The sequence below is a fragment of the Bradyrhizobium sp. UFLA06-24 genome (assembly GCF_054967145.1).
Genome location: NZ_JADFUE010000014.1, coordinates 121,900 through 134,838, shown reverse-complemented (window position 1 = coordinate 134,838; position 12,939 = coordinate 121,900). Strand labels below are relative to the sequence as shown.

Below are 12,939 nucleotides of genomic sequence, written 5' to 3'. Positions count from 1 at the left end.
CGTCATGCGTTCGGAGGACGAACGCAGCCTGGTCTTCACAATGGATTGAGATGGCGCACTCTCACCGCGCACGATGTGAATTGGATCACACGGGCTTGTCGGGACCGCTCGGCAGCGCAAACGGCGCAGCAAAGCCCCCCGCGATCTTCACCAAATCAGCTTGTCTGCCGGCGCCGGTCTTCTCGAACAGGCGACCGAGATGCGTCTTCACCGTCGTCTCGGCAATTCCGAGCTTTGCCGCAATGTCGGGAACTCCACCGAGCTCGACGATCGCCATCAGTACCCGCAGTTCAGATGGCGTCAGCTTGAAAGCCGCGCTCATCGCCGCCGTTGCGAACTGCGGGGCCATCAATACTTTCTGCAGGAAAAGCGCCGTCGCTACGCCGTCGCGTTGCAGGTTGCGGGCGTGTGTGGTCGGAAAGGCGTGAGCCAGATAGTGCTGACCGCTTGTCGAAGTCATGAGGTCGATGTTGCGGCGGTCGGCCCAGCCGGTTCCGCCAGCCGCGACATCGAAGAGAGTGCGGAGTATTTTGTCAGCCTGGGTGTTACGCGCCACCACGCGATCGCCGACGGTGGCGAGCAGATCGCCGTCGGCGAACATTTGGCGGCAGGCCGCATTGGCATGAACGACTCGCCCGTCTGCGTCGAACAGGCAGATGGCCGTGCTCAGCCGGTCGAGCACTTCCGCGAGGTCAGCCACGGTGTACGAGCGGGCTCTGATCTGCCTGCTCATGGCGCGGGAGCGCTGGATGTGCGGCGCGATCAATCGCATGCGTTCGCGCATTGCGTCGTCTACGGTCCCGCGTGATCGGCTGCGCATGACCTGCATGACCGTCATGCGCGCGTTCGATCGTTCGAGCGCGGCGGTCGCGAGGTCGACGGCGCCCTGCGGTTCCACCCATTCCCGATAGAACCTGGTAGCCACGAAGTCCGGATAGGGCATCACATCGGCCACGCCGATGGTCTGTTCGACGGCAAGGTCGAGGTGGCGATCGAGCAACGGATCGAGTTCGACGTAGCGATCCCGGTAGAGATCGCGGAAGCGGGAGTCCATTCCATGATGCTGGTGGATTTCGATCGAGAGCCGGGCTGCGTCCCGCAAGAGAATGGTGACAGCCGAACCGCCGACGAAACCCGCAACCTGCTCGAGGACGGCGCTTCGCCGCGCGGGATCGACGGCCGCGTCGTAGATCTCGCCGACCAGCAAGGAGAATCTTTGCGCCTCGACGATCGTCATCGGGCGGGCAATGCAGTCTGCAGGCCGGCAACGAGGAAACGCCAACCACCTGTGATCGTCGACGAAAAGACGTCGGAGAGAAATGCTGGAATAGCGAACATCGTCCTTGCGTAACGTCTACCGCAGGGTGCGGCTTGGACGTTTTCGCCAAAGACTAGGATAAATGCGAACAGCGAGCGGGCTATGTGCCACGCATCACGCACCGTCTCGCGATCGCTATTGCCTCTTGCTCAAGTCCTGTCTGCCAATATCCGAGACATCGGCCGTTTATTCAAAGCGCGAGCCGCTCTAGGCACGCCGCGGCACGATGGCGATCGGGGTGAAGGTGTAGACCTCCTCGCCGTTCTGATTGAACATCGTCCACTTCACCAGCGCGATGCCTTGCGGCTTCGACTTCGATGGGGTCTGGCTCATGACCTCGCCGACCAAATGCAGTCGGTCATTCGGCCGCACCGGGATGGTCCAGCGCAGCCCGTCGACGCCGGCGCCAATCAGCGGGTGCGGCCCGAACGGTCGGGTATGGATCGCGAGGTTCATGGCAATCGCCGCTGTGTGCCAGCCCGAGGCAGCCAGGCCCTTGAACAGGGTCTGCTTGGCAGCCTCGTGGTCGAGATGCATCGGCTGTGGGTCGAACTCGGCGGCAAACCGCTTGATGTCGGCCTCTGTAATTTCGATCTCGGGGGATTTGAAACGCATGCCGACGGAGAGATCGTCGAACCAGGCGATCTGAGCCATGATTTTGCCTCGAAATGGAACGTGCCGCCGGCGCATTGCGCACCGCTGGAAGGGATGGGTCGGTTACGAGATGTAGCGGCTTCTTCACCCGCAAACCAGCTCCGGTTCCCCGCGAAACCCCTTTCCGATCTCGACGAAACACGCCTGAAACAGAGGGCCGGTTAACTGGCCGTCAAAATCATACAGGGACGCGTGTCATGCAATTCATCCTCGACCTGATCTATGAATATGCCTGCTGCCAGCACCTCGTCGCCCAGCCTCTAGGGGAGGACGAACTATGATCGAGCTGGTGTCAGCCCTCCTCGCCCTTTGCAGCATCGGCGTTTTCGCGGCGCACGCGCTCGATGCCTATCGTGCGACGCACGACTAACCGGCGCCCGCGATCCTAGAACGGCCTCCGGTAAAAATGCTCCGAATGCGTTGCCGGCGGAAACCGGTTGGCGAGCGCCAAGGCCCCCTTTTCGTCCGTTTCGAGCGCGATCTTCTGCGCCAGCATCACGTCACCAGGCACGAGAAAGCCTGACGGCACGAAGCACCACCCCATCGTTGCGATTCCGGCCTCATCGATTTCGTGGACATTTGCGGCAGTGCCGTAATGAATGCGATAGCGCTTGCCGCTGTCACAACCGACGACGTCGAAATGCCGGTGCTGCTCGAACTGCGCGCGCTGCTCGGCCGATAGCCATTCAGACAATAACCGGCGTCCGCGCGCCTCGGGCGTATTCTCGCCGAAGAAGCGCCGATAGAGCTCGCGGAGCGCGTGCAGACGCGCTCGCGCGGGCGCGCGAAACCTGAAGACCGCGATCATCGGCCGTTCAGATCAGCCGCCGACCAGGCGGGGATAGAACAGCGTTTCCTGCGCGGTCGGATCGAACGATTTGATACGCGTGACTTCGCCGGGTCCGGTCCGGTACGCAGCGGTAAAGCCCGCGCCGGTCAATTCCCGAAAGCGCTGTTCGGCCTGCGCCAGCGCTTCGGCATTCTCGGGATCAAACTCGTGGCGCGTATCGCCCGTTTGGTCCATCACGATCTGGGTAGCCATGTTGAGTCTCCTCATGCCCAGCCCTGAACTCGATCAAAGCAAACGTCGTGCCGTCGGTTCCCGAAAGCAACAACTTTCTCGGCATGCGCGGTCACGCCTTGCGGAGCGCCTCAGCGCGCCGCCGCCCCGCCGCCCCCGTCGATCTGCCGACCCATCAGCGCGATGGCCTTCTGGTAGACACCAGCCGCATTCCACGCCTGGATGGCGGCGAAATTCGGCTCACCCGGCTGGTAACCGGCTCCCGCCCGCCAGCCATTGGCTTTCAGGAAGTTCGCCGTGGAGCTCAGCGCGTTGGCGGCGACATCGAGATTGCCGGTGCCGTAGGCCAGGATGTTCTTGGGCATGAACTGGGTCTGGCCGACCTCGCCATGCATGGAGCCGCGGGTCGAGCCCGACAGCACGCCCCGATCGACCAGCTTCAGCGCCGCATAGAGCTGCTCGGTGAAGAATTCGGGACGGCGGCAGTCATAGGCCAGTGTCGCGATCGACGAGAGCATGTTCTGATTGCCGCGCTGGCTGCCGAAACCGGTTTCCATGCCCCAGATTGCAATCAGCGGGCCCGGCGGCACGCCGTAGCGCTGCTCGATCGAGGCGAACATCGCCGCCTGCGACTGCTTCAGCGAGCGGCCGCGTGCCACGATGGTGGTGGCGCCGCGCTTGGCCAGGAACTGCTCGAGGGAGAGCGAAAAACTGTGCTGGCTGCGATCAGCATTGATGGTGGCACTGGCGTAATTGGTCTGCATCAGGGCCGCGATTGCGGTCTGACCGATGCCCTTGCCCTGCGCCTCCGCGCTGAACTCGCGTTTCCAGGCCTCAAAGCCGCCGGGCCCGTTGCCGCATTGCGCGGCATGGGCGGCGGGCATCAAGGCCAACAGGAACGCGGCCGCGCCGATCATCGCCGTCGCAACGGTCTTGCCCTCAGTCATTCCTGCGTTCCCTCCTCTTCATCGCGCTACAGGCGCGCGCCGGCATGATCCTACGTCAGCCCCGCGCACTCAAGCCAGTGCAATCAATGCAAGCAATGTGCTTGACATCAATCGAAGGCTTACCGCCCGCCGTCGGTCCCGAGCAGGAAATCCACCATGATGCTCTGGTGCTGCAGGTACATGTCGGTGCCGGTTGCGGTGATGCAACCGAGCTTACGGGCTTGTGCGATGAAAGGCGGAATTTCAGGCTTGGTGATGACGCAGCCGCAATAGGCCGCCGGCGTCAGCCGCGTGACGTCGACCGGCAGCGGATCGCCGTCCACCATCCCCGCGGGTGTGGCATTGGCGACAAAGTCGAAGCCTGCCGGATCGATCGTGCCGGCCCGCACCGGCACCTTGCCGAGACCGTTGAGGCGGTCGATCAGCGCGTCGCGGCGCTCGGACGCGCTGTCGTGAATCGCGAGTTCGCTCACACCGGCCTCGACCAAGGTAAGCGCGATGGCCGAGCCTGCCCCACCGGCGCCGACGAGAAGCGCCCGCCTGCCGCGGGGATCAATCCCCTTCGCCCGGGCCGCGCCCACGAAGCCGAGACCATCGACCATATCGCCATGCCACGATCCGTCAGAGCGTCGGCGCATCAAGTTGACCGTGCGCAGAAAGTGCGCGCGATCGGTCGCGCTGGTACATGCCTGGTAGCAGGCGAATTTGTGCGGGATGGTCACGACGATCCCGTCGAGATTCTTCAGCCGCACCGCTACGGAAAGAAAATTGGACAAATCGGCCGTCGCAACCTGCACCGGAACGAGAATGCCGTCATGACCTCGCGCAGCGAATTCCGCGGAAACGCCGGCGGGCGAACGCACTTGCGCGATGGGATCGCCGACGATGGCGTAGAGCCGCGTCGCCCCCGTGGGAGCCGGGATCATACCGCTCATGCCGGAACCGGGGAACCGCCGGCCTTCACGTCTGGTCCATAGGTCAATTCCAAACCATCCAGCCCGCCCTCCTTCCGCCACTTGGCAAGCAGTCGCAGGAACGCCATTGGTCCACGCCAATATTGGCTGTTTCGCGCTGCGACAGGATCGAACACGCCCTCATTGTTGTAGTAGCCGGGCGTGCACTCGGCGAGATAGGTCTGGCGGCCGACCGCGGCCTTGACGACCTCGTCGACCCAGGCGTTCTCGGCAGCGAGCGTCGGCTCCAAGGTCCTGGCGCCCCGCTTGCGCGCTTCTGCGATCACATAGGCGATGTGCTGCGACTGCTCGTCGATGATGTGCGGGAAGTTGGCACTCTGTCCGGCCTGCACCGTCACGATCAGGAAGCAGTTCGGAAAGCCGCGGCTGTAGAAGCCGTGCATTGTCTTGACACCATCGCGCCAGCGCTCGGACAGGCTGATGCCGTCACGGCCATAGACCTCAAATCCCATGCGGCGTGCATAGTCGGTTCCGACCTCGAAGCCGCTGGCGTAGATCAGGCCGTCAAGTTCGTAGTCCTTGCCGTCCACGACGACCGCACTCTCCGTGATGCGCTCGACGCCCCTGCCTTTAGTGTCGACGAGATGCACGTTGGACCGATTGAACGTGTCGAGATATTCGTCATGGAAGCACGGCCGCTTGCAGAAGGCCTTGTACCAGGGCTTCAGTGCCGCTGCTGTCGCCGCATCCTTGACCACGGTGTCGACCCGCGCGCGGATCTCCTCCATCTTGCGATAGTCGGCCTGCTCAATCACCCTCAGTGCCTCGTCCATCGACGTCACCGGCTGCGGCTGACGGCGCGGCGCCAGCAGGATCTCGCCAAGCAGGCCGGTCCAGCCGTCCTGCACCAGATCCTGCTCGAACGGCTCGCCCGAAATCACCGCGGTGAAATTGTCCATCCGCTCGCGTTGCCAGCCGGGCTTCAGGCTTTCCGCCCAGGCATGGTCCGTCGGACGGTCGTCCCGCACGCCGATCGCCGACGGCGTACGCTGGAATACGTAGAGCTCTTTCGCTGACCGGCCGAGATGCGGCACGCATTGCACCGCGGTCGCGCCCGTGCCGATGATGCCGACGCGCTTGTCGGCCAGACCCTCGAGACCCCCCTCCGCGCCGCCGCCGGTGTAGGCGTAGTCCCAGCGGCTGGTATGGAAGCTGTGGCCTTTGAAGGTCTCGATGCCGGGAATGCCCGGCAGCTTCGGCCGGCTGAGCGGTCCTCCAGCGAGGATCACGAAACGCGCGCGGATGCGATCTCCCCGATCGGTCTCGACCAGCCAGCGGCTCTCCTGCTCCTGCCAAGCCATGCGCGAGATGACGGTCTGAAAAAGCGCGCATTCGTACAGGCCGAAGTGACGGCCAATGCGGCGCGAATGCTCATAGATCTCCAGCGCGCGCGCATATTTGCGCACCGGCATGTACCCGGTCTCTTCCAGCAGCGGCAGGTAGATGTAGCTCTCCGTATCGCAGGCAGCGCCCGGATAACGATTCCAGTACCAGGTGCCGCCGAAATCGGCCGCCCTTTCCACGATGCGGAAATCGGTAATGCCAGCCGCGCGCAGGCGTGCGCCACACAGCAAACCGCCGAAGCCACCGCCGACAATGACGACCTCCGTCTCTTCGCTGACGGGCTCGCGTGCAAATCCGGCATTGGCCCAGGGATCGTCGAGATAGCGAGCAAAGCCGCCTGATACCTCGACATACTGCGCCTTGCCTTCCGCGCGCAGCCGCAAGTCGCGCTCGTCGCGATAGCGCGCACGCAAGGCGTCAACATCGATGCTAGGCGCGCCGGCTGCACCGGTCTTGTGTCTTTCCGCTGACATCGATCTCCTCCACGGCGGTGCGCCGCTTCGGCGGCAACCCGCGCCAGTTAGCCCTGAAAAAGCAACGCACGCAATCATATCGGGCGCTTTTTGCGTGGACGTGGCGCGGCTTTCCGCTACCTTCCACGCAAGCACGAACGCGGCATGCAACGACATGATAAGGCGCACGGCTTTTCGGAGGGGACGATGCAGGGATTGATGATGGACATGCCGCTCTTGATAAGCGGGCTGATCCAATATGCCGCCGACTATCACGGCGAAGCGCAGATCGTCGCGCGAGAGATTGAAGGCGACATCCATCGCTACACCTATGCCGAGGCCCATCAGCGCATCAAGCGCATGGCGCTGGCACTGAAGCGGCTCGGCATGACCCAGGGGGACCGCGTCGGTACGCTCGCCTGGAATACGCACCGCCATTTCGAGATGTTCTATGCAGCGCCAGGCATGGGTTATGTGCTGCACACCGTCAATCCACGGCTATTCCCCGAACAACTCGTCTACATCATCAATCACGCGGAAGACCGCATCCTCTTCGTCGACCGCGCCACACTGCCGATCGTCGAGGCGATCGCGCCGCAGCTGACGACGGTCGAGGCTTACGTGATCATGTCATCGCGCGAACGCATGCCGGAGACGAAGCTTGTCAACGTGCATTGCTACGATGAGCTGCTGGCTAGAGAGAGCGATGCGGGATTCGCTTGGCCGCAGTTCGACGAGAAATCCGCCTCCACCATCTGCTACACCTCGGGCACGACGGGCAATCCCAAGGGCGTGATCTATTCGCACCGCGCCGCGATCTTGCAGACCATGACCTGCTGCAGCGCCGACTTTATTCCCGGGCATCTCGAGGGGGTGCGCGAGGTGATGATGCCGATGGCGCCGCTGTTCCACGGCAACGGCTGGAATATGCCGTTCACCGCGCCATATACCGGCTCAAAGTTGGTGCTGCCCGGCCGCAATTACGAACCCGACAAGCTCTACGAACTGCTGGAGGGAGAGAAGGTGACGCTGTCGGCGGGCGTACCGAGCTTCTGGTTGATCCTACTCGACTGGCTCGGCCGCACCGGCAATAAGTTTTCACGGCTGCGTGCAACACTCTCGTCAGGTTCGGCACCGCCGCGCGCGATGGTCGAGAAGCTCAAGCGCGACTATGGCGTCGACTATATCCAGGCCTGGGGCATGACGGAGGCGCTGGGCTGCTCGATGCCAGGGCTGCGACCCGGCTCGGAGCATCTCAGCGAAACCGAGATCTTCGACCGCCGCCAGGTCTCGGGCCGTGCCTGCTTCGGCACGACGTTGCGCATCGTCGACGACAGCGGCAACGAGCTGCCGCGCGACGGCAAGACCGTCGGTCATTTGCGCGCCCGCGGGCCCTGGGTCGCCTCCGGCTACATGAAGCTCGACGAGGGACTCGACCGCGACGGTTGGCTGATCACCGGCGACATGGCCGTGATCGATCAGTACGGCCACGTGACGCTCACCGACCGCTCGAAGGACGTGATCAAATCGGGCGGTGAATGGATATCCTCGATCCAGCTCGAGGACATCGCGTTGTCCCATCCCGACGTACTGCAAGCCGCCGTGGTCGCCATTGCGCACGAGAAGTGGCAGGAACGCCCTCTTCTCCTCGTTGTCCGCAAGAAGGGCGCGACCATCGACGGCAAGACCCTGCTCGACCATATGCGTCCGAAGATCGCGAGCTGGTGGATGCCGGACGCGGTCGAGTTCCTCGACGAATTCCCGATGACCGGTACCGGAAAGGTGCTCAAATCGGCACTGCGCGAGAAGTTCAGGGAATATCGCGCCGGATAGGTTAGCCCTTCTCATTGCGCGATGATCTTCACCTTTTGGTAGATTCGCCGGCGATATATCCGAGACATCGCTACTCCTTCTCGAGGACATCATGGCGTTTTCCGGATTGGGCCTGCATCTCGGCAATCTCTCGCGCCTGTCGAACGCGCAGACGCGTTCGATCAGCCCCGAGAACTTCACAGGCGAAAAGGGCAAGGGCGGCATGGCCGTCGACGGTCCCGCGGCACGGCAGGCCCGTGACCTCGGCCAAGGCTGGAAGGTGTCGCCCTATGTCGTGATCGAGCCCGGCGCGACGTTCACACTCGCCGACATCACGGGCCAGGGCGCGATCCAGCAGATCTGGATGACGCTGGCGCGCGGCCGCCTGCGCCATTCGATCCTGCGCGTGTATTGGGACGATCAGGAGCATCCGAGCGTAGAATGTCCAGCCGGTGATTTCTTCGCCTGCGGATGGGAGGAGTTCGCGCAGGTGTCGTCGCTCGCGGTCTGCGTCAATCCGGGCCGCGCCTTCAACTGCTACTGGGAAATGCCCTTCCGCAAGCGCGCCCGCCTCACGATGGAGAACCGCAGCGAGGAAGCGCTCACGGTCTACTATCAGATCAACTACACCCTGACCGAGGTGCCCGAGGATTGCGCCTACTTCCATGCCCAATTCCGCCGCACCAATCCGCTTCCCTACAAGGAAGTCTACACCATCCTCGATGGCGTGAGCGGACGCGGCCACTATGTCGGCACCTACATGGCGTGGGGCGTCAACAACAACGGCTGGTGGGGCGAAGGCGAGATCAAGTTCTTCATCGACGGCGACGGCGAATTCCCGACCATCTGCGGCACCGGCACCGAGGATTATTTCTGCGGTGCCTACAATTTCGATCCCTGTGTCGCGCATGCGGGCCAGCTACAATCGCGCTATGTGGAGTTCACCACGCCCTACGCCGGTCTGCCGCAAGTGATCCGCCCTGACGGCGTCTACAAGTCGCAGCAACGCTTCGGCATGTATCGCTGGCACATCCCCGACCCCATCCGTTTCCAGAGCGACCTTCGCGTGACGATCCAGGCGCTGGGCTGGCTGCCCGGCGTCAAGGAAGCCAAATACCTGCCGCTGCAGGACGATATCGCCTCGGTCGCGTTCTGGTATCAAACGCTGCCGACCTCGCCGTTTCCAACGCTGCCTGGCCCGGACTATCTGGAAATTGGTTAGATCGCGGCCAGTCGTAACGGGACCTGAGACGCTCTACCCGATGTCGGCCCAAAATATTCGAATGCGTCAAACCGGCTAGTTCACGACCTCCACCGTCGCGGAACGCCCCGCGACCAGCGACATTCCTTCGGGCACCTTGTCCAGCGCGATGCGTACGGGCACGCGCTGGGCCAGCCGGACCCAGCTGAAGGTCGGGTTGACGTTCGCAAGCAGGCTTGCGCCCTCGGCGCGGTCGCGATCCTCGATGCCGGCGGCAATGCTTTCGACGTGGCCTGTGAGGGTACCCTTCTCACCCATCAGGCGAACCTGAGCCTTGTCGCCAATGCGGATGCGCGCGAGCTTCGTCTCCTCGAAATAACCCTCCACATGCAGCGTGTCGCTGTCGACCAGCGCCATCACGCCTTTCCCGGCGGTGACGTAAGCGCCGGGCCGCAGATCCATGTTGGTGATCACACCGTTCACGGAGGCCCGAACCTCGCTGCGATCGAGATTGAGCTGCGCGAGCGCGCGGTCGGCAACAGCCTGATCGAACGCAGCCTTGGCCTGAAGCTGGGTCGCAAGCACCTGCTCCTGCTTCTGCTGCGACACCGCATCCGTCGTCAGCGCGCTGTACCGCTTCAGATCGGCATTGGCCTGATCGAGCGTGGCCTGGTGCCCCGCGACCGACGCATCGGCCTGCCGCAGCGCCAGCGCGAACCGCTCGCGGTCGATCTTCAACAGCACCTCGCCGCGGCGGACGTTCTGATTGTCCCTGACCAGCACGTCGGTGACGAAGCCCGAGACATCGGGCGCAACCTGAACCACGTCGGCGCGGACACGGCCGTCGCGCGTCCACGGCGATTCCATGTAGTAGACCCACAGCTCGCGGCCGACGCCGATCGCGGCAATGACAGCGATGATGGTCACTGCAAGGCGGCCGAGCCAGGCAAAATACCCTTTCATGAGAGATACTCCGAGAGATAGACGACGCCGCCGAGCAAGCAGACGAAGACAGCAAAATCGAACAGCGCGCGGTGCCAAACCAGGCGGTAGAGATCGAAGCGCTGCATGACCAGGCGGAGAAGCGCGCTCAGCGCATAGGCGATGATGATCCAAAGCAGCAGCGCCGGCACGAGCACGCCGTAGATGTCGATCACATATCTCATGCCGCCAGACTCTCGCCTGCGCGCGGCCGGTAGGCCGGCGCGTCCGGGAACAAGCCCCGCCTGATGCCGACAAGGCCGATCAGAGCGTCTTCGCGCGCGCGGTCATTGGGATCCTTCACGGCTTGGGCCAGGGCGCGATCGACGCTGGTCAGAAGCTCTTGGGGCATGCCACCGCCCGCATAGTTGCGGCAGGCGGCGGCAAGCTGGTCGAGCATGTCGTCGATGACGGAGATGGTCGATACCGCAAGGCCGTAGCGCGCTCGGCGCAGATCAATGATGTTGATTCCGATGCGGAGCTGCACCAGGCTTTCGGCGTCGCGCCGGTCGCTCTCCGAGAGAAAGGCGATGCGCTGAACCAGAAGCCCGAGTCGGTGCAGCATGAGGCCCGCGAAATCCGCGCGGTCGTGCTTGCCCCGCCTCTCGGCGGCGATTGCGATCGTGATCCAACCCGACAACACCAGACGGTTGGCGATCCACTCGGCCCCCACTCCGCGCGCGATCCGCGTCACCAGTTCGGCGATCACGACGCCGACGAAAAAGGCGACGGCGGAATTGGCGTAGGACGCGAAATCCGCGCTGTAGGTGGATTGCAGCGCCAGCAGCGTTGCCGTGTTGGCCGCGAGCGCCATGCCGGTGCCCGCGGTCGCCGGCCGCGCGATCAGGAAACCATAGATCAGGAAAGCCGGCGCCAGCGCGAGGCCGAGCACTTCCAGGTGCGAGATTCCTGGCACCAGCGCGAACAGATAGATCGCGACCACCACGATGGACACGAGGGACCACAGGCCGAAACTGCGGATGAAGCGCGCAGGCTCGTCCTGCGCGGCAAAAAAGGAACAGGCCACCGCCGCCATCATCGGCGCCGAGGCGCCGTCAGGCCAGCCTGTGCCGATCCAGAACCCGCAGCAGATCAAGATGGCCGTTGCCGCGCCGGCGGCCGACCACAACGCGAGGCCGCGGTCCCGATGGCGTACAGGCGCGGCGCCAGCCTCGGAATGGAAGGTCAGGTCGAGGGTCGATACGCTTCGGCTCTCGGCAATCGCCTCGGTCAGTTCACGGCAATCGCCCGAGAGATCGACGAGCTCGCGCAACCGCAACAGCAGGCTCGTGATGATGATCCGCTCCCAGGACGTGCTGTCATCGAGCACGGCTTGCCGCTCGGCGATCATGTCGCGAATTCGTTCGGCCGGCTGCCGCGCGCCGACATCGCTGACGATCCACCGCGCCAGATCTTCCAGCAATCGCTTCAGTTCCGGTTGCCGGCGCAGCGCCTCGTCGCCGAGGGCAGCGAGCCGGTCTTCGAGCGAGGCGATCACAGGCAGCAACATCAGCATCCGCAGCCGGATCTCGCCGAGACCGCTCACCACGTTACGATCGGTCAGGCGATCGTAGGCCAGATGGGTCGAGAGCGTGTCGATCTCGACGATGTCGGTCGCGAGCTTGATACGCCTGCCGCGGCGGCTTTCACTTGTGCCCTCATGCAGCAGAACGACCTGGCTGAGGTGGCGTGCATCGGAGAGCCAGCTATCGACTCGGGCCGCAACAGCAGGCGCCACGCTGCGCGGAAGCACGATGGTCGAGACCAGGCTGGCGCAGATGATGCCGAGCGAGATTTCCTCGAGCCTCGCGACCGCTGTATCGAAGATCGCGCCGGGCTCGGACACCGATGGAAAGCCGATCAGCGCCACCGTGTAACCGGCCAGCATGAAGACATAGCTGCGCGGCGTGCCGTCGAGCAGCGACAGATAAAGGCAGAACCCGACCCAGAGCGCGATGGCGAGGCACAGCAATTCCGGCGCGTCGATCAGGTTCGGCACCAGCACCACCGTCATGATCGCCCCGACCAGCGTGCCCATGACGCGGAAAAGCGCCTTCGAGCTGGTGGCGCCGGCCAGCGGTTGCGAGGTGATGTAGACGGTCGCCATTGCCCAATAGGGCCGCGGCAGGTCCATGGCGAGCGCGACGACGAGCGCCAGCATCGACGCGGCAAACGTCTTCAAAGCAAAGATCAGGTCCGCGTGGCGGACCAGAAACGGTTCATCTGCGCGCATCG

General features: G+C 63.7%; 12 protein-coding genes. 2 read left to right on the top strand and 10 right to left on the bottom strand.

From position 1 onward, the window contains the following. Positions 1-85: 85 nt before the first annotated feature. The 7 genes from IF809_RS14585 to IF809_RS14555 all read right to left on the bottom strand — a co-directional run bounded on the left by IF809_RS14585 (position 86) and on the right by IF809_RS14555 (position 6,731). Positions 86-1,237 carry a helix-turn-helix transcriptional regulator gene (locus IF809_RS14585; protein WP_462837916.1) on the bottom strand — a complete coding sequence of 384 codons (1,152 nt, stop codon included), beginning with the start codon at positions 1,235-1,237 and terminating at the stop codon, positions 86-88. Positions 1,238-1,525: 288 nt separating this feature from the next. Beyond that, a complete protein-coding gene (locus IF809_RS14580) occupies positions 1,526-1,972 on the bottom strand; it encodes a MaoC family dehydratase (protein ID WP_462837915.1) in 447 nt (148 codons plus the stop codon). A gap of 385 nt (positions 1,973-2,357) precedes the next feature. After that, on the bottom strand, positions 2,358-2,780 hold the full coding sequence (locus IF809_RS14575) for a hypothetical protein (protein ID WP_128967021.1): 423 nt from the start codon (positions 2,778-2,780) through the stop codon (positions 2,358-2,360). 12 nt (positions 2,781-2,792) lie between these two features. Next, a complete protein-coding gene (locus tag IF809_RS14570) occupies positions 2,793-3,014 on the bottom strand; it encodes a hypothetical protein (RefSeq protein WP_128967022.1) in 222 nt (73 codons plus the stop codon). Between the two features lie 110 nt (positions 3,015-3,124). Beyond that, on the bottom strand, positions 3,125-3,940 hold the full coding sequence (locus tag IF809_RS14565; protein WP_128967023.1) for a lytic murein transglycosylase: 816 nt from the start codon (positions 3,938-3,940) through the stop codon (positions 3,125-3,127). A 119-nt stretch (positions 3,941-4,059) separates the two neighbouring features. Further along, positions 4,060-4,866, bottom strand: a complete 807-nt coding sequence (locus IF809_RS14560) for a shikimate dehydrogenase family protein (protein WP_462837933.1) — start codon at positions 4,864-4,866, stop codon at positions 4,060-4,062. 5 nt (positions 4,867-4,871) lie between these two features. Beyond that, positions 4,872-6,731 (bottom strand): flavin-containing monooxygenase, encoded by a 1,860-nt coding sequence (locus tag IF809_RS14555; protein WP_462837914.1) that lies wholly within the window; start codon positions 6,729-6,731, stop codon positions 4,872-4,874. Between the two features lie 186 nt (positions 6,732-6,917). Between IF809_RS14555 and IF809_RS14550 the strand changes: the two genes are divergently transcribed. Next, on the top strand, positions 6,918-8,543 hold the full coding sequence (locus IF809_RS14550) for a long-chain fatty acid--CoA ligase (protein ID WP_453979414.1): 1,626 nt from the start codon (positions 6,918-6,920) through the stop codon (positions 8,541-8,543). 91 nt (positions 8,544-8,634) lie between these two features. Then, entirely contained in the window at positions 8,635-9,744 is a 1,110-nt protein-coding gene (locus IF809_RS14545) for a glycoside hydrolase family 172 protein (protein ID WP_462837913.1), read from the top strand. A gap of 75 nt (positions 9,745-9,819) precedes the next feature. Here the strand turns inward: IF809_RS14545 and IF809_RS14540 are convergent, their stop codons facing one another. From IF809_RS14540 to IF809_RS14530, 3 genes are read right to left on the bottom strand one after another with little or no spacing between them, the layout of a single operon-like run. Further along, entirely contained in the window at positions 9,820-10,686 is an 867-nt protein-coding gene (locus IF809_RS14540; protein WP_462837912.1) for an efflux RND transporter periplasmic adaptor subunit, read from the bottom strand. Next, positions 10,683-10,889 carry a DUF1656 domain-containing protein gene (locus IF809_RS14535; RefSeq protein WP_462837911.1) on the bottom strand — a complete coding sequence of 69 codons (207 nt, stop codon included), beginning with the start codon at positions 10,887-10,889 and terminating at the stop codon, positions 10,683-10,685. The genes IF809_RS14540 and IF809_RS14535 overlap by 4 nt, the downstream gene beginning before the upstream one ends. Continuing rightward, positions 10,886-12,937 (bottom strand): FUSC family protein, encoded by a 2,052-nt coding sequence (locus IF809_RS14530; protein WP_462837910.1) that lies wholly within the window; start codon positions 12,935-12,937, stop codon positions 10,886-10,888. The genes IF809_RS14535 and IF809_RS14530 overlap by 4 nt, the downstream gene beginning before the upstream one ends. Positions 12,938-12,939: the final 2 nt, after the last annotated feature.